This window comes from Mycobacterium sp. IDUB_36, assembly GCF_055419225.1.
In genome coordinates this window covers 2,431,699-2,447,773 of sequence record NZ_JBVAXH010000001.1, presented here as the reverse complement: position 1 = coordinate 2,447,773, position 16,075 = coordinate 2,431,699, and the positions used below count along the sequence as shown (strand labels likewise).

18 protein-coding genes are annotated in these 16,075 nt (G+C 66.6%); 9 read left to right on the top strand and 9 right to left on the bottom strand.

Going from position 1 to position 16,075, the window contains the following annotated elements; all coding sequences use genetic code 11:
• Positions 1–69 precede the first annotated feature (69 nt).
• From ACZYW1_RS12045 to dnaA, 4 genes are all read right to left on the bottom strand, one after another.
• Positions 70–636 (bottom strand): DUF721 family protein, encoded by a 567-nt coding sequence (locus ACZYW1_RS12045; protein WP_463786012.1) that lies wholly within the window; start codon positions 634–636, stop codon positions 70–72.
• A 4-nt stretch (positions 637–640) separates the two neighbouring features.
• The gene (gene recF, locus ACZYW1_RS12040; protein ID WP_463786010.1) at positions 641–1,804 is read right to left on the bottom strand and encodes a DNA replication/repair protein RecF; all 1,164 of its coding nucleotides are present in this window, start codon (positions 1,802–1,804) and stop codon (positions 641–643) included.
• A 7-nt stretch (positions 1,805–1,811) separates the two neighbouring features.
• Positions 1,812–3,008: a DNA polymerase III subunit beta gene (gene dnaN, locus ACZYW1_RS12035; RefSeq protein ID WP_463786009.1), complete on the bottom strand. Its 1,197-nt coding sequence runs from the start codon at positions 3,006–3,008 to the stop codon at positions 1,812–1,814.
• Between the two features lie 587 nt (positions 3,009–3,595).
• Complete coding sequence (gene dnaA / locus ACZYW1_RS12030) at positions 3,596–5,098, bottom strand: chromosomal replication initiator protein DnaA (RefSeq protein ID WP_463786007.1); 1,503 nt, start codon at positions 5,096–5,098, stop codon at positions 3,596–3,598.
• Between the two features lie 572 nt (positions 5,099–5,670).
• Between dnaA and rpmH the strand changes: the two genes are divergently transcribed.
• The 9 genes from rpmH (at position 5,671) to ACZYW1_RS11985 (ending at position 11,962) form a co-directional block, all read left to right on the top strand.
• Positions 5,671–5,814: a 50S ribosomal protein L34 gene (gene rpmH, locus ACZYW1_RS12025; protein ID WP_293001408.1), complete on the top strand. Its 144-nt coding sequence runs from the start codon at positions 5,671–5,673 to the stop codon at positions 5,812–5,814.
• 19 nt (positions 5,815–5,833) lie between these two features.
• On the top strand, positions 5,834–6,178 hold the full coding sequence (rnpA, locus tag ACZYW1_RS12020) for a ribonuclease P protein component (protein ID WP_463786005.1): 345 nt from the start codon (positions 5,834–5,836) through the stop codon (positions 6,176–6,178).
• A 5-nt stretch (positions 6,179–6,183) separates the two neighbouring features.
• Positions 6,184–6,498, top strand: coding sequence for a membrane protein insertion efficiency factor YidD (gene yidD, locus ACZYW1_RS12015; RefSeq protein ID WP_463786004.1), 315 nt, complete (start codon positions 6,184–6,186; stop codon positions 6,496–6,498).
• Positions 6,482–7,537 carry a membrane protein insertase YidC gene (gene yidC, locus ACZYW1_RS12010; RefSeq protein WP_463787807.1) on the top strand — a complete coding sequence of 352 codons (1,056 nt, stop codon included), beginning with the start codon at positions 6,482–6,484 and terminating at the stop codon, positions 7,535–7,537. Before yidD ends, yidC begins: the two co-directional genes overlap by 17 nt.
• A 58-nt stretch (positions 7,538–7,595) precedes the next feature.
• The gene (locus tag ACZYW1_RS12005; RefSeq protein WP_463786002.1) at positions 7,596–8,168 is read left to right on the top strand and encodes a Jag family protein; all 573 of its coding nucleotides are present in this window, start codon (positions 7,596–7,598) and stop codon (positions 8,166–8,168) included.
• 67 nt (positions 8,169–8,235) lie between these two features.
• The gene (gene rsmG / locus ACZYW1_RS12000; protein WP_463786000.1) at positions 8,236–8,976 is read left to right on the top strand and encodes a 16S rRNA (guanine(527)-N(7))-methyltransferase RsmG; all 741 of its coding nucleotides are present in this window, start codon (positions 8,236–8,238) and stop codon (positions 8,974–8,976) included.
• Positions 8,973–9,917 carry a ParA family protein gene (locus ACZYW1_RS11995; RefSeq protein WP_463785998.1) on the top strand — a complete coding sequence of 315 codons (945 nt, stop codon included), beginning with the start codon at positions 8,973–8,975 and terminating at the stop codon, positions 9,915–9,917. The genes rsmG and ACZYW1_RS11995 overlap by 4 nt, the downstream gene beginning before the upstream one ends.
• Positions 9,914–10,897, top strand: a complete 984-nt coding sequence (locus tag ACZYW1_RS11990) for a ParB/RepB/Spo0J family partition protein (RefSeq protein WP_463785996.1) — start codon at positions 9,914–9,916, stop codon at positions 10,895–10,897. Before ACZYW1_RS11995 ends, ACZYW1_RS11990 begins: the two co-directional genes overlap by 4 nt.
• Before the next feature lie 306 nt (positions 10,898–11,203).
• Positions 11,204–11,962 carry an acetyltransferase gene (locus tag ACZYW1_RS11985; protein ID WP_463785994.1) on the top strand — a complete coding sequence of 253 codons (759 nt, stop codon included), beginning with the start codon at positions 11,204–11,206 and terminating at the stop codon, positions 11,960–11,962.
• Here ACZYW1_RS11985 and ACZYW1_RS11980 read toward each other — a convergent pair.
• The 5 genes from ACZYW1_RS11980 to sigM all read right to left on the bottom strand — a co-directional run bounded on the left by ACZYW1_RS11980 (position 11,949) and on the right by sigM (position 16,047).
• The gene (locus tag ACZYW1_RS11980) at positions 11,949–13,169 is read right to left on the bottom strand and encodes an N-acetylmuramoyl-L-alanine amidase (protein WP_463785993.1); all 1,221 of its coding nucleotides are present in this window, start codon (positions 13,167–13,169) and stop codon (positions 11,949–11,951) included. The genes ACZYW1_RS11985 and ACZYW1_RS11980 overlap by 14 nt on opposite strands.
• A gap of 123 nt (positions 13,170–13,292) precedes the next feature.
• Positions 13,293–13,646, bottom strand: a complete 354-nt coding sequence (gene trxA, locus ACZYW1_RS11975) for a thioredoxin (protein ID WP_463785991.1) — start codon at positions 13,644–13,646, stop codon at positions 13,293–13,295.
• A gap of 14 nt (positions 13,647–13,660) precedes the next feature.
• Entirely contained in the window at positions 13,661–14,659 is a 999-nt protein-coding gene (gene trxB / locus ACZYW1_RS11970; RefSeq protein ID WP_463785990.1) for a thioredoxin-disulfide reductase, read from the bottom strand.
• 73 nt (positions 14,660–14,732) lie between these two features.
• Positions 14,733–15,443 carry a hypothetical protein gene (locus ACZYW1_RS11965; RefSeq protein ID WP_463785988.1) on the bottom strand — a complete coding sequence of 237 codons (711 nt, stop codon included), beginning with the start codon at positions 15,441–15,443 and terminating at the stop codon, positions 14,733–14,735.
• 34 nt (positions 15,444–15,477) lie between these two features.
• Entirely contained in the window at positions 15,478–16,047 is a 570-nt protein-coding gene (gene sigM, locus ACZYW1_RS11960) for an RNA polymerase sigma factor SigM (RefSeq protein ID WP_463787806.1), read from the bottom strand.
• Positions 16,048–16,075: the final 28 nt, after the last annotated feature.

The window sequence follows — 16,075 nt, the reverse complement described above, 5'->3', positions numbered from 1 at the left end:
TTGCGTCCAGACGCTTGACGCCGAGGTTTTCCGCGTTGTGACGGCCCTCAGGGGAATGGGTCCGGCGCGTCATCCGTAGGTGTCGCGGGGGCCGCGCCCGGAGATGTGCAGGGGGCCCTTGCGCCACGACGGCGCGGTCGGGCCGGTGATCCGCAGACTGGTGACCACACCGTTGCCGACCTCCGCGGCGATCTTGGCCAGCACCTGATTCTGGATCAACCGCAATTGCGTGGCCCACGCCGTCGACTCTGCCGTCACGGTCAGCACACCATCCCGCAGTCCGGTGGGTGTCGCATGCTCCGCGATCTGTGCGCCCACCATCGTCGGCCACTGCCCGAATACCGCGCCCTCGGCCACCTTTGACGACCATCCCTGCTTTTTGGCAAGGTCGCGCGTCGCGCCGGCGAGAGGCTGCGGATCACGCGCATCGGGCCCGGGACCCGACCAGCGCCGGCGGCTACCGGCCCCGGCCGGTCGACGGGTCGGGGGGAGCCGGCGACCACGGCCGACGTCTTTACCCTGGGTGCGAGCGGAGCCGCGGGCCTCTTCCAGCGCCCGCCGGACCAGGTCCATGCCCTTCATTCCGCTGAGGTGTTCCGGGGGACTCGCGCCGTCTTCGGGATTGTCATCGCTCACCGCGTCACTCCTCTTCGGGCTCGAAAGTCAGTATCGCCGACGCCGGGCCGCTGTCGTCGTCGTTGAGCGTGATGTCGATGCGGTCGGCCAACCATTCGCCGGGAATATCGTCGACGACGGCCGCGGTCACCAGTACCTGTTCCGCGGTGGAGGCCGCCGCGGCCAGCGCCTCGCGGCGGGCGGTGTCGAGTTCGGCGAACACGTCGTCGAGCAGCAGCACCGGGTCGCTGCCGTCGGCGCGCAGCAGCTCATACGACGCGAGCCGTAGCGCCAGCGCCATCGACCACGATTCCCCGTGGCTGGCAAAGCCTTTCGCGGGTTGTTCGCCCAGCCTGAGCTCGAGATCGTCGCGATGCGGGCCGACCAGACACACCCCGCGGTCGAGTTCGGCGTCGCGGCGGGCCGCCATCTTCTCCAGCAGGGCAGTCCGCAGCACATCGATGTCGGGCTGCTCGGGATAGATGTCGACGCTGGCGTGATAAGCGATCGACGCCGGCCGCGACGCCGGGGCGAGCAACTGGTAACTCTTCTGGACCTCCGGCGCCAATTCGTTGACCAGCGTGATCCGGGCCGCCATCAACTCGGCGCCGTGCGCCGCGAGATGGCCGTCCCACACGTCGAGGGTGTCCAGCGCGCCCTGGTCGCCGCGGAATCGAGCGCCGGACGCCGACTTCAACAGCGCCGTGCGCTGACGCAGCACCTTGTCGTAGTCGGCGCGAATGCCCGCCACCCGGGGCCGGCGCACCGCGGCCAGGTCGTCGAGATAACGCCGGCGATCACCGGGATCACCGCGCACCAGCGCGAGATCCTCCGGCGCGAACAGCACCGCACGCAGCACTCCGAGTATTTCGCGCGGACTACGCACCGGCGACCGGTTGAGCCGGGCCTTGTTGGCCCGGCCGGCGGTGATCTCCAAATCGACGGCGCACTCGCGGCCTTCGTTCACCACGATGGTCGACACCACCGCGCGCTGTGCCCCGAACCGGATCAGCGGTGCATCAGTGGCCACCCGGTGAGATCCCAATGTCGACGAATACCAGAGCGCCTCAACGAGATTCGTCTTACCGAAGCCGTTCGACCCGACGAATACGGTGCGGCCCGGCGTCAGTTCGAGATCGACGGTCGACCAGGACCGAAAGTCCCGCAAGCCCAGATGACGGACGTACACCGGACTGCTAACCGGGCAGACGAACCGGCATCAGCAAATACACATAGTCCGTCTGGATCGCCGGGAAGGGCCCGCTGTCGGTCGGTTGGGCGTCGTCACCGGCTGGCCGCAACACGGCGGGACGGCTCGGCGTGGTGAATCCGAACGACACCCGGTCGGAGTGCAGAGAACCCAGGCCGTCGGTGAGATACGTCGGGTTGAACGCGATGGTGAGCGGCTCGCCGGCGAACTCCACCTGGACGTCTTCCTCGGCGCGGCCCACGTCGTCGGCGCCGGCCGACAACCGCAGCGTGTCACCGGAGAATTCCATCCGAACCTGGGCTCCGCGATCGGCGACCAGTGCGACACGTTTGATGGCCTCGGTGAGCTCGGCGACGCCGAGGGTGGCCACCGCCGTGTGCTCACTGGGCAGCAGCTGCCGGAACTTCGGGAACTCGGCATCCAGCAGACGGGTGGTGCTGCGCTTTCCGTTCCCGCTGATGCCAAGGAGCCCGTCCTTGCCGACCGACGGCCCGGCTCCCAGCGACAGGTGTACTTCGGCGCCGTCGGTTCCGCTCTTGGCGGCTTCGGACAACGTCTTGGCCGGCACCAGCACCGCGGCCTCGACATCCGGTGCGGCAGCCGACCAGGTCAACTCGCGAACCGCCAACCGGAATCGGTCGGTCGCGGCCAAAACCACTGACTGTCCCGAGATTTCGACTCTGATCCCGGTCAGCATCGGCAGCGTGTCGTCGCGGCCGGCCGCGACCGCGACCTGGCTGATCGCCTCGGCGAACACATCGGCCGGCAATGCGCCGGTCTCGTCGGGCAGCGTCGGCAGCGTCGGGTAATCCTCGACCGCCATCGTCGGCAGGGAGAATTTCGCGCTGCCGCAGGCCAGCGACACCCGGGTTCCCTCGACCTGCACGTCGACCGGCTTGTTCGGCAACGCCCGGGTGATGTCGGAAAGAAGCCGACCGGATACCAAAGCTGTTCCCGGAGAAGCGATTTCGGCTGCCAAGCGGACTTCTGCGGAGACCTCGTAGTCGAATCCGGAAATCGTCAGGCCGTTGTCGGACCCGGTCAACAACACGCCGGCCAGCACCGGCACGGTCGGCCGGGACGGCAGCGTCCGCGCCACCCACGCCACTGCATCAGCGAAGTCGTCCCGCACCAGGCGGAACTTCAAGTCGGTCAGGCCGACGGCGGTCGTCGCCACGTCCATTGCGTCCCTTCATCACCTCGAACAGCAAGGCTTACTTCAGCGGCTCACCCCGTGGAAATCCCCGCCGACGGACGCCCGTGCCCGTAATTACTCCGACCGCCGAACCCGGCCGTCGAACCACAACCGTAGAGCGTCGGAGGCATTCTTGAAAGCTAATCGGATGCAGTGACACTCGGGGGTTTCGAGCCTGGATCACGAGGTGTGGAACGGCTCGTCCCCAACGCCCTTTTCTGAAGAACAAACTATGTAGGGATTTCAATAACAGTAATAAGGCCTGTGCATGTTGGGGACAGCATGGTGTCTGCGCTGCTGGCGACGCCGGCGGGGTTGTGCATGACACGGGGACGGACTGTGTGGTTTGTGTGCAGCGGTTGGGGATTGGTTGCGGCTGTGGACGGATCGGGCGTTCGTCGTGGACGTGTCCGCAGTTTGCGCACAGTGTCATCCACAGCCTGTCCTGTGACTGATGGTGACGACGGGTCCAAAGTTTTTTGAAATTTCGGGGGTGCGAGCAGCTCGCAACAGTGTCGAAAGACCGGATTTCGGGCAGCACGATGCCACTCGATACTTCGGTGGTCCGAGAACGATCAGCGCTTGGAGCGCTGGCGGATCCGGGTGGTGAGCTCTTTGACGTGATCGAAGACTTCACGCCGCTCGGCCATTTCGGACAGGATCTTCTTCTGCGCGTACATCACCGTGGTGTGGTCGCGGCCGAAGGCCTGGCCGATCTTGGGCAGTGACAAGTCGGTGAGCTCGCGGCACAGATACATCGCGATCTGCCGGGATTGGGCCAGCGCCCGGGTCTTGCCGGGACCGCGCAATTCCTCGACCGTGGTGTCGAAGTACTCCGCGGTGGCAGCCATGATCGTGGCGGCGCTGATTTGCATGGTGCTGGCGTCGGCGATCAGATCACGCAACACGATCTCGGCCAGCGACTTGTCGATCGGTGCCTTGTTCAGCGACGCGAACGCCGTGACGCGGATCAGCGCTCCCTCGAGTTCACGAATGTTGCGCTCGATGCTGCTGGCGATCAGCTCGAGCACATCGTCGGGAACATTGAGCCGCTCCATCTGCGCTTTCTTGCGCAAGATCGCGATGCGGGTTTCCAGTTCCGGCGGTTGAACGTCGGTGATCAGACCCCACTCGAACCGCGTTCGCAGCCGATCTTCAAGTGTCGCAAGCTGTTTCGGCGGACGATCGGACGAAATGACGATCTGCTTGTTGGCGTTGTGCAGGGTATTGAAGGTGTGGAAGAACTCTTCCTGGATACCTTCCTTGCCCTCGATGAACTGGATGTCGTCGACCAGCAGTACATCGACGTCGCGATAGCTGCGCTTGAACGCCACCTTGCGGTCGTCACGCAGGGAGTTGATGAAGTCGTTGGTGAATTCTTCGGTCGAGACGTACTTCACCCGCATGCCGGGGAAGAGGCGCTGGGCGTAATTGCCGGCGGCGTGCAGCAGGTGGGTCTTACCCAGACCGGACTCTCCCCAGATGAACAACGGGTTGTAGGCCCGGGCCGGCGCTTCGGCGATCGCCAGCGCGGCGGCATGGGCGAAGCGGTTCGAGGCTCCGATGACGAAAGTGTCGAAGGTGTAGCGCCGGTTGAGGCTCAGACCCGCGGCGGCGTCGGCGGCCTGGCTGTGGGGACGCTCGGAGAAATACGACGGCCAGCTCTGGTGTGCGCTGGCGAGGGCTTCGCCGTCCTCGTCGATCTCGTCGAGGTCGTCGAGCGCGTCATCGAATGCGGCGTTGGCGCGATCGTCGGATTCGTCGGCAGTCAAGGGGGAGATCCGCACGCCGAGCTCGATCTGATGACCGAGCCGACGACTGAGCGCGTCGGTGATCTGGGTCCGCAGGTGCCGCTCGATTTCGTTCTGGACGAAGCTGCTCGGCACCGACAGCAGGGCGAAGCCCTCGACGATGGTGAGCGGTTGGACCAGATTCAGCCACGCCCGCTGCTGCGGTGTCAGGGGTGGGACGTACGGTCCGCCGTTGTGAGAGGCGCCTTCTGTGGAGAATTCGCCGTTGAGTTCCGAGACGACTGCACTCCAGACCGTCGCGAAACTGGATCCGGGGTCCTCGGTCAACGACGGGTCCCCCTGCTACGACGTAAAAGTTCTACCGATAGTGCCGACGACGAACTGTCCACACAGTTATCCACAGGTGTGGAGAGGATAGCGGCCATCGCACCGCAGCCTACCTCTGACGGCTTGCGGGATCGGCGCTCGAGACGGCCGGTGAAACTCGGCTGGCTAGGAGGCCGATCCGCCATCCTTGCTTCGTTGTCCAGCGCCGTTTCGGTGTGAAACAGCACCGCCCGAAGCTAACAGTTTTCCTCGCTCGCGCCAACCGTTCGGCAACATTCGGAACCGCTTCGAGGACGATTGGTCCGGCCCCGGTGGCAGGTGTGGCGACAGTGACGGATTGGCGTCCAGAACAGCGGCCGGCAGGTGTGGTTTGACCGGGCGAACGGGGGTCAGTACCCTCATACAGTCGCCCGAAAGTCGGCGATACGGCTGCGATCCGAGCACTTGGCTCGGAGGCCGCGCCGGGCACCAGCGAGACACAAAGCCTATCGAGGCGTCGTGGGGTAGAGCGTGACCCACCGGCAAGGGGAAACCGTGCCGGGCACGACGTCAGACGCAGCAAGGAGAGAGTCGTGGCAAAGGGTAAGCGGACCTTCCAGCCGAACAACCGGCGCCGTGCCCGCGTGCACGGTTTCCGGCTGCGGATGCGGACCAGGGCCGGCCGAGCGATCGTGTCCAATCGGCGTGGCAAGGGCCGTCGCTCCCTGACTGCCTGACCGCCTCGGTGTAACGGCGGTGCTTTCCGCACGAAACCGCATGACGAGGTCGACCGATTTCGGCGCGACGGTCAAGCATGGAAAGCGAGCCGTTCAGCCGGACATGGTCATCTATATGCGGCATGCCACCGGGGATCCCAAACTCGGGCTGATCGTTTCGCGATCGGTCGGGTCCGCCGTGCAACGGCACGGGCTCTCGCGGCGTCTGCGTCACGTCGCCCGTGATGTGCTGGCGAATCTGAACCAGTCCGAGCACATCGTGATCCGGGCACTGCCCAGCAGTCGCGATGTCAGATCAGCCCGATTGAGTGAGCAACTGCGGGCCGGACTGCGTCGCATCGAGTCGACCGGGCCGAAGCGGTGAGCGCGATGGCAGCTCGCGTGCGCAGCGCGGAGTTCACGATCGCGCGGGGTTTGATCTTTCTCATCCAGCTGTACCGGCACATGGTGTCGCCGATGCGGCTGCCGACATGTCGCTTCACGCCGACCTGTAGTCAATACGCGGTGGACGCCCTGGCTGAATTCGGCTTGCTGCGGGGGAGTTGGCTGGCAGCCGCCCGGCTCGCGAAATGCGGGCCGTGGCATCGGGGAGGATGGGATCCGATACCGGAGCGCAAGGGTGCCGGGGCTCACGAGTGGGACACCAAAGCGCCGCTAAGGAAGAGTGATTCTGTTGTCGTTTGATTGGTTCAGCCTCGACTACTTCTACTATCCGGTCTCGGCGATCATGTGGCTCTGGTACAAGGCCTTCTCGGCCGTCCCGGGGCTGGGCCCGAAGAACTTCGTCACCTGGACGCTGGCGGTGATGTTCTTGGTCTTCACCCTGCGCGCGATCCTGTACAACCCCTTCGTCCGCCAGATCCGGACCACGCGTCAGATGCAGGAACTGCAGCCGCAAATCAAGGCGCTGCAGAAGAAGTACGGCAAGGACCGCCAGCGGATGGCGCTCGAGATGCAGAAGCTGCAGAAGGAGCACGGGTTCAACCCGATCCTGGGCTGTCTGCCGATGCTGGTTCAAGTGCCGGTTTTCCTGGGTCTGTATCACGTGTTGCGATGCTTCAACCGGACGTCGAGCGGGATCGGACAGCTGGGCCTGTCGCCCGAGCGCAACCGCTCGTTGGGCAACTACTTCTTCAGCGCGCAGGACGTCGGCCACTTCCTGGACGCCAACCTGTTCGGCGCGCCACTGGGCGCGAGCATGACCCAGCGCGGTGCCAGCCTTGCGGCGTTCCAGGGTTTCGAATTCAGTCGACCCGCCGTCGCGGCGGTGGGTGTGCCGGTGATGATCCTGGCCGGCGTCGCCACCTACTTCAACAGCCGGGCATCGGTGGCCCGCCAGAGCGTGGAGGCCGCCGCCAACCCGCAGACCGCGATGATGAACAAACTCGCGCTCTACGTCTTTCCGCTCGGTGTGGTGGTCGGTGGACCGTTCCTGCCGCTGGCGATCATCTTCTACTGGTTCGCCAACAACATCTGGACGTTCGGTCAGCAGCACTACGTGTTCGGAATGATCGAGCGCGAAGAAGAGGAACAGAAGCGCGAGGCGATCGAGCGGCGGGCGGCCAACGCACCGGCGCCGGGTGCCAAGCCGAAACGCTCGGCGGGCAAGACGGCGACGGCGGGGGGTAACGGCACGGCCGCTGAACCGCCGACACCGGACACCGGCACCGCCGACCGCACGCCGCGGCCGGGCGCCAAGCCGAAGAAGCAACGCGGCCGCTGACGTCAGCGCGCGGACACCAGACTTCACCGGGCGACGCCCGGGCACGGGAAGGGAAGACATGACAGAGACCGAAGACGTCACCAAGGCGGACGAAGCGCCGGCGCACGACGAGTTGGAGGGCGCCACCAACGGCAGTGCTCCGGCCGAGGGCGACGGCGAGGGCGATCAGGAAGAGCGCTTGGTCGCCGAGGGAGAAATCGCCGGCGATTATCTGGAGGAGCTACTCGATCTGCTCGACTTCGACGGCGACATCGACCTCGACGTAGAAGGCAGTCGGGCGATCGTCAGCATCGACGGCAGCGACGACCTCGCCAAGCTGGTCGGCCGTAAAGGCGAAGTGCTCGACGCGCTCCAGGAATTGACCCGGCTGGCCGTACACCAGAAGACCGGGGTGCGCAGTCGGCTCATGCTCGACATCGCGAGCTGGCGCCGCCGCCGCCGCGACGAGTTGGCCGCGCTGGGGGACAAGGTCGCCAAGCGCGTGCTGGAGACCGGCGAACGCGAAGAGCTCTCACCGATGACACCGTTCGAGCGCAAGATTGTGCACGACGCCGTGGCGGCGATCGACGGGGTGCACAGCGAGAGCGAAGGCGTCGAGCCGGGCCGCCGGGTTGTCGTTCTGATCGACTGACCGCACGCCGAGTTACACCGATGTAGTTCGGGCGGATCCGTCGGCACCGCGTTGCGGATGGGAAGGAATGTTTCACGTGAAACATGACGACTCCCGTGACGACTCCCATGACGACGAGGCGCCACCGGTTCCGGCCGCGAGCGATGTCGCCGCGACGATCTTCGGCGACCGCCTCGAGTTAGCCAAGCGCTACGCCGACCTACTGGCGACAGCCGGTGTGGAGTGGGGTCTGCTCGGCCCACGAGAAGTCGAGCGGATCTGGGACCGGCACATCATCAACTGTGCGGTGCTCGCCGAACTCGTCGAAACCGGAGAGCGGATCGTCGACATCGGCAGCGGCGCCGGTCTACCCGGTCTGCCCGTCGCGATCGCCAACCCCGGTGTGCGGGTGGTCCTGGTCGAGTCGATGCTGCGCCGCACAGACTTCCTCCGCTTGGCGGTCGACGAGCTGTCACTCGATGTCGAGGTGGTCCGCGGCCGAGCAGAGGATCGCGAAGTGCGAGAGACTGCCGGTGGCGCCGACGCGGTCACGTCACGGGCAGTGGCTGCGCTGGACAAGCTCACCCGCTGGAGCCTGCCCTTGCTGCGACCGGGCGGACGGTTGCTCGCGATCAAGGGGGAGCGGGCGCACGAAGAAGTACTCGAACACCGCCGAATGATGGCCAAGTTAGGTGCGGCGGATGCAAGGGTGGTGGAATGTGGCGTGGGTCTTTTATCCCCACCGACAACCGTGGTGGTGGCCCGACGGGACAAGCCGGAATCGCTCCGGAATGCGTCGCGTCGACGATCGAGCAGGGAGAGCCTATGAGTGCGCCGCGTGACTCGTTCGGTCCGGATACCGGGGTGCATGTTTCACGTGAAACATCGGAGTTCGAGACTCCGATCGGCGCCGCCGCCGAACGCGCGATGCAGGTGCTGTCGAAGGCTTACAAACCGTTGAGCCGGCCGACCCACCGCCGGCTGTTCACGATCGCCAATCAGAAGGGCGGCGTCGGCAAGACGACAACGGCGGTCAACCTGGCCGCCGCTCTCGCGGTCCAAGGGCTCCGGACGCTGGTGATCGATCTCGATCCGCAGGGCAACGCGAGCACGGCACTGGGCATCACCGACCGACACTCCGGGACCCCGTCGTCGTACGAAGTCCTTCTCGGCGAGATCCCGCTGAAAGAGGCGATGCGGCAAAGTCCGCACAGCGAACGGCTGTTCTGCGTGCCCTCCACGATCGATCTGGCCGGGGCCGAGATCGAATTGGTCAGCATGGTCGCCCGGGAGAACCGGTTGCGCAACGCGCTCGCGGAGCTCGACAGCATCGACTTCGACTACGTCTTCATCGACTGCCCGCCATCGCTGGGACTGTTGACGATCAACGCGTTGGTCGCGGCACCGGAGGTGCTGATCCCGATTCAGTGCGAGTATTACGCCTTGGAGGGTGTCTCGCAGTTGATGAACAACATCGCGATGGTCAAGGCGCACTTGAATCCCGGCCTGGACGTCAGCACGGTGATCCTCACCATGTACGACGGGCGGACCAAACTGGCCGACCAGGTGGCCGACGAAGTTCGCCGTTACTTCGGACCCAAGGTCCTGCGGACCGTGATTCCGCGCAGCGTCAAGGTCTCCGAGGCGCCTGGTTACAGCATGACGATCATCGAGTACGACCCGGGATCTCGCGGGGCGCTGAGCTACCTCGACGCCAGTCGCGAACTCGCCGAGCGCGGTACGACACCCGATGGAGGGGAAGCACGATGAGCCAACCGACACGCAGAAAAGGCGGCCTCGGGCGAGGTCTTGCCTCACTGATTCCGACCGGGCCGGCCGAAGGAGAGTCGAGTTCGTCAGGACTCGGCGGACCGAAGATCGGCTCAGCGGCCGCGGACGTCTTGATGGGCGGTCCACCGCCCGTGTCGTCGGACATCGGTGCGGTCTATCGCGAAATTGCGCCGGCGGACATCGAGCCGAACCCCCGCCAACCCCGGCAGGTATTCGACGACGAGGCGCTCGCCGAGCTCGTGCACTCCATCCGTGAGTTCGGGCTGATGCAGCCGATCGTGGTCCGCGCGCTCACTGTGACGAGCGGACCCCGCTACCAACTCGTCATGGGGGAGCGGCGCTGGCGCGCGGCTCAGGCTGCCGGCCTGACCGCGATCCCGGCGATCGTGCGCGAGACTGCCGACGACAATCTGCTCCGCGACGCTCTCCTGGAGAACATCCACCGGGCGCAGTTGAACCCGTTGGAAGAGGCGGCGGCCTACCAGCAACTGCTCGACGAATTCGACGTCACCCACGACGAACTTGCCGCGCGGATCGGCCGGTCGCGTCCGCTCATCTCCAACATGATCCGGTTGCTTCGGCTGCCGATCGCGGTTCAACGCCGGGTGGCCGCCGGCGTGCTGTCTGCCGGTCACGCCCGAGCACTGCTGTCGCTTGACGCCGGGGCTGAGGCCCAGGAGCTACTCGCCGCCCGGATCGTGGCCGAGGGGCTCTCGGTCCGCGCGACCGAGGAGGCGGTGACGCTCGCCAATCGGGCCGGCCCGAGCGAGCCGTCGGCGCCGCGGCGCAAGCCGATTCAGATGCCCGGCCTCCAAGATGTGGCCGAGCAACTGTCCAGCGCCTTCGACACCCGCGTCACGGTCAGTCTGGGCAAGCGAAAAGGCAAGATCGTGGTGGAGTTCGGTTCGGTGGACGATTTACAGCGCATTGTCGAGTTGATGAACTCGTCGAAGCGCTAACCGTCCATACCGACCCGTTACGTCACTGTGACATTCCGCCAGATCTGAGCGCGCTGACATGCCGAGGAAATCCGAAATCAACTGCGCAGCAATCGATTTGAGCCACCGCCAGCTGAGGTGGCACCCGAGCCGCTCCGCTGGGCCGGAAAACGTCGCACCGGCGCCGCGCCGGCCCTTCGAGGGAGGCCTTCGCGGGTATCGCGGTCGTCTCCGTCGGGGTACGCTCGGCTGCGAGGTGGGGCAGCCACCGGTTCGCGGGGAAGCGGGGCCGTCCACGGCCGCACCCCACGGAGGCCCAGGAGTCTAGTGTCCGCTCGAATCACGCCGCTGCGATTGGAAGCCTTCGAGCTTCTTCCGAAGCACGCGCGTCGCTGCGTTTTCTGGGAAGTGGACCCCGCGACGCTCGGTGAGCAGGATCAGCTCGCCGACCCCGAATTCGAAAAAGAAGCCTGGCTGTCGATGGTCATGCTGGAGTGGGGCTCGTGCGGGCAGCTGGCTACGTCGGCGCCGGCCGACGATGAAGCGGAGTCAGCCTGCCTGGGTTACGCGTTGTACGCCCCGCCGCGGACCGTGCCGCGGGCTCGCCGATTTCCGACCGCGCCGGTCTCCGCCGACGCGGTGCTGCTGACCTCGCTGCGGGTGGAACCCGGGCCGGCCGCCGACGAGTTGCCCTACAGCCTGGTTGCGCGAGTGGTCGACGAGTTGGTCCGCCGCGGCGTCCGGGCGCTGGAGGCGTTCGGCCGCACCGAAGCGGTGGCGGACTTGGCCGGCTCGCCCCCCACCGACCCGGAATTGCTGTCGGTTCTCGAAGTGCTGGGGGACTGCTCGGTCGAGCAGTGTGTGATCGAGGCCGAATTCTTGCAGAATGCGGGGTTTGTCGTGGTCGCCCCGCATGCCTACTTCCCCCGGCTGAGGCTGGAGCTGGACAAGGGCCTCAGGTGGAAGGCCGAAGTCGAGGCTGCCCTGGAGCGACTGCTGGAAAGTGCTTCGCTGCGGCAGCCCGTTGCCGCGGGAGCGCCCGCGTCGGCGTCGGCGTCGGCGTCGGCGTCGGCTAAGAGCCGCTAGCCCGGCCGGCCTGCTCCACGGCCAGCTCGTGGGCCAGCAATTCGGCGAAAGTGAATGTGCCAGTGGGCCGGTCGTTCTTGCCGAGTAGGTACAGCCGCTTGACCGCGGCCAAGATCCCCTCGGCGATCGCGTCGCGGGTCTGCGTGGTGACCAGCATGCCGCGATCGCGCGGGTTGGTGATGTAGCCGACGTCGACCTGTACGGTCGGCATCCGGGTCAGGCGCAGCAGGTCCCAGGTCCGGCCGTGGGTCCGGCAATCCCGTAAACCGGTGCGCGCCACCACTTCCCGCTGGATGAAGTCGGCCAAGTTGCGGCCGATCGTCGACACCGAGCCGTGTGAGTTGCCGAAGTAGAACGAGGCGACACCACCGGCCGACGGGCTGGTCTGTGTTTCGCAGCGCAGGCTGATCATCAGGTCGGCGCCGACGGCGTTGGCGGTTGCCGCGCGCTCGTGGTCGGACGGGCTGCGGTTGGTCGGCCGCGACAGGAAGGTCTCCATGCCGATCGCCGTCATCCGGCCCTCGAGCCGACTTCCCAAGTCCCACAAGATGTCTGACTCGCTGATCGGGCCCGCCGGGCCGTGTGCGATCAGGCCGTGGTCGTTGCCGCCGCGGCCCGGATCGATGATGATCCGCTTGCCGGACAACTTGGGGCCCGACCGGCGCACCAGCTCTTCCTCCCGGATCGCGTGTATCGAACCGCCGGTGACCCGAGAACTGAGAAAGTACAAGGAGCGCAACGTCTCTGGGCCGCAGATGCCGTCGGCGTACAGGCCGTACTCACGTTGGTAGGACATCAGACCGGTGTGGGTCTGCAAGCCGAAGTAGCCGTCGACCAGGCCGGTGTAGAAGCCGAGGTCCTGCAGCCGGTTCTGCAGGGTCGCGACGTCGTCGCCGTACATCGGTGCGCCGAACTGGTGGTGCAGCGTGCGGGCACCCAACCGGTAGGACGCCTCGCGCAACGCGCGGTTGGTGGCCTCGCCGACGATGCCGTCGACGAGCAGGCCACGATTCTGCTGAAACGCCCGCACCGCGTGGTCGAGTTCGTCGTCGAAGACGTCGACGGCGACGTGCCGTCCGGTGCTGAGGTCGGCATCCGCACTGTCGAGGTGACCGAGCGCCGCCAGCGACGCCCGAATCTCGGTGACTGCCGCACTGCGGTCACCACGGCGCAACTGATCGCCGTCGCCGCCGTGCGGTCTTGTCATTGGAGAGCCTCCGGTGAGCCGTGTGAGCAGCCCTGCCGCTTCATGACAGGCTTTGCCGGTATTCTCTCAGACGCTCGAGGATTTCGGTAAAACGCCAGGCCACCCGCGCCGAAGTTTGACCAGCTAGCCGACCCCGGGCACGGCTTCGGAGAGCTCCCGCAACAGCGCCGCCTTGCCCTTGGCGCCGACGATGCGTTTCACCGGCTCACCGTCCTTGAACAGGATCAGCGTAGGGATCGACACCACGTCGAAGTTGCGGGCTGTCTCCGGATTGGCGTCGACGTCGAGCTTGGCGACGGTGAGCTGCCCGGCGGCGTCCTTGGCGATCTCGGCGAGCACCGGTGCCACCATCTTGCACGGGCCACACCACGTTGCCCAAAAGTCAACCAGCACAGGGGTACTACTGGCCAACACGTCTCCCGCGAAGGAGGCGTCGGAGACGTCCACGGGCGTGCCCGAAGATTCGGTCTGGGTCATCGCATGAACTCCAATCAGAGGGTCGCTGCCGCCGGTTCTCCGACGGGTTGGGTTTGGGTGCGCTCGCCCGGCTCCGCGTGCTCGGCCAGCCAGCGTTCGGCGTCGATCGCGGCCGAACAACCGGTGCCCGCGGCGGTGATCGCCTGCCGGTAGGTGTGGTCGACCAGATCGCCGGCGGCGAACACGCCGTCGAGCGAGGTGTAGGTGGTGTGGCCCTGGACCAGCACGTAGCCGTCTTCGTCGAGGTCGATCTGGCCGCGGACCAGCTCCGAGCGGGGATCGTGGCCGATTGCAACGAACACGCCGGTCACCGGCAGAGTGGATTCCTCGCCGGACACCGTGTCGCGCAGCTTGAGGCCGGTCACCGTGTTGTCGCCCTCGACGGAGACCACCGCCTTGTTGGTGGCGAAGGAGATCTTGTCGTTCGCGCGGGCCCGGTCGAGCATGATCTTCGAGGCGCGGAACTCCTCGCGGCGGTGCACCAACGTGACGCTGCGGGCGAATTTCGTCAGGAAGGTCGCCTCCTCCATGGCCGAGTCGCCACCGCCGATCACGGCGATGTCCTGGTCCTTGAAGAAGAAGCCGTCGCAGGTGGCGCACGAGCTCACGCCGCGGCCGAGTAATTCCTGCTCGCCCGGTACGTGCAGGTAGCGCGCCGCCGCGCCCATCGCCAGGACGACGGCTCGGGCTTGCAGGGTCTCGCCCTCGGAGGTGGTCACCGACTTCACCGGGCCGTCCAGCGACACCGATTCGACGTCTTCCATCCGCAAGTCCGCGCCGAACCTCGAGGCCTGCTCGCGCATCTGGTCCATCAGTTCGGGGCCTTGGATTCCTTCCCGGAATCCGGGGTAGTTCTCCACCTCCGTGGTGGTCATCAGTGCGCCGCCGAAGGCGGTGCCTTCGAAGACGACCGGGGCCAGTTGCGCCCGTGCGGCATACAGCGCTGCGGTGTAGCCGGCGGGTCCGGAGCCGATGACGATCACGTCGTGAACGGTGCTGGTCGAGGAACTCATACCAACCTTTCCGATACTTGAAACCGCTGTAATGCACTGGAACGCCAGGGTAGGCGGTGCTGTTCCCGCGACATTACGGACGGTGGACGATCCTGTCAGCCGACAGGCCGGTGTTCACCGAACTGCAGGTCGGCGCCACCGCGAGCGCCGCCAGGGCGTCCGGCGCGTCGCCGGGCAGCACGAGCAGGACGGCCGGGTGGCCGGCGATGTCGATCGGGCGGGCGCCGAGCACGCGGGTGTTCGCCGGATACCCGAGACCGGCCAGGCAGGAAGCCTGACGGCGCGCATCGGCCAGCGGCCCGAGCTCCGGTCCACGGTTCAGCAGCGCCAGGATGTCCTGATCCGACAGCGGGATGGTGTTCGGCGGGCGGGACACCGTGATGTGTTCGATGGTGGTGGGCCGGCTCGGCAGCGGCGCCGGAGCGGTGAGCAGCGCCGAGACGCCGAGCCACGCGGCGACCGCCGCCGCTGTGAGACCCGCCGCAGCGACCGCGGTCCGCGTCCGGCGGGACAGCCGTCCCCGGGGCACGGCGTGGGCTGCGCCGTCGGCACGAAGCCCGGTGGTGTCGACCACGGCGGTATCGAGCGGTGGCTCGGACCCGGCACCGAGAGCGCCGATGTCGCGGCGGACGCGGTTCAGGGCCTCCATGGTGTGGCGGGCATCGGGATCGTCGCGGACCCGCTGCCGCAGTCGGGCCGCGGTGTCGTCGTCGAACAGCCCGGCCTGCAGGTCGGCGAGAGTCTCCGTGGTCAGCGGCAGATCATCAGGGTCGACGACGTCCATCCGCCCCAGTGTCCGTCATCGTGCGCAGGCGAGGCTAACCGGCCGGACGATGCGGAGCCGAATCGGCCTGCAGATACCCCAGGATCACGGCCAGGCGGGCCCGGGCCCGCGCGCAGCGGCTCTTCACGGTGCCCTCGGGCACCCCCAGCAGCCGGGCGGTGTCGGCGACCGAGTAGCCGTGCATGTCGACGGCCACCACGGCGGCGCGCTGTTCGGCGGGCAGCCGCATCAGGGCCTGCTGCACGGTGATCGCCGTGTCCACCTGCGCGGTCCGGTCGGGTACCGGGTACACGTCGTCGAGCACGGTGGTCAGGTGAGTTTTGCTGCGGCGCAACCGATCCAGGCAGGCATTGACGACGATGCGGTGTAACCAGCTGCTGACCGCGGCGTCGTGCCGGAATGTGCCGGCGCCGCGGTGGGCGGACGCCATCGCCTCCTGCAGCGCATCCTCGGCGTCCTCGACGGTCCGACTGGTCAGCCGCGCGACGCGGTGCAGCTGACGGTGGTGGCGGTGGAAGAGCTCGGCGAAGGCGAAACGGTCCCCGGCAACGTGCGCCGCCAGCAGTTCGGCGTCACTGCGTTGCTCAGGCGATGGCCGCCGAATCCGTTGCGCGAAGCCCACTCTGCGGACA

Bases quoted from the DNA above. Each gene is read 5' to 3' on its own strand.
- dnaN (WP_463786009.1), bottom strand. From the start codon at position 3,008: ATGGACGTGGCGACGACCGCCGTCGGCCTGACCGACTTGAAGTTCCGC.
- yidD (WP_463786004.1), top strand. From the start codon at position 6,184: ATGGCAGCTCGCGTGCGCAGCGCGGAGTTCACGATCGCGCGGGGTTTG.
- ACZYW1_RS12005 (WP_463786002.1), top strand. From the start codon at position 7,596: ATGACAGAGACCGAAGACGTCACCAAGGCGGACGAAGCGCCGGCGCAC.
- rsmG (WP_463786000.1), top strand. From the start codon at position 8,236: ATGTTTCACGTGAAACATGACGACTCCCGTGACGACTCCCATGACGAC.
- ACZYW1_RS11995 (WP_463785998.1), top strand. From the start codon at position 8,973: ATGAGTGCGCCGCGTGACTCGTTCGGTCCGGATACCGGGGTGCATGTT.
- ACZYW1_RS11990 (WP_463785996.1), top strand. From the start codon at position 9,914: ATGAGCCAACCGACACGCAGAAAAGGCGGCCTCGGGCGAGGTCTTGCC.
- ACZYW1_RS11980 (WP_463785993.1), bottom strand. From the start codon at position 13,169: ATGACAAGACCGCACGGCGGCGACGGCGATCAGTTGCGCCGTGGTGAC.
- trxA (WP_463785991.1), bottom strand. From the start codon at position 13,646: ATGACCCAGACCGAATCTTCGGGCACGCCCGTGGACGTCTCCGACGCC.
- trxB (WP_463785990.1), bottom strand. From the start codon at position 14,659: ATGAGTTCCTCGACCAGCACCGTTCACGACGTGATCGTCATCGGCTCC.
- ACZYW1_RS11965 (WP_463785988.1), bottom strand. From the start codon at position 15,443: ATGGACGTCGTCGACCCTGATGATCTGCCGCTGACCACGGAGACTCTC.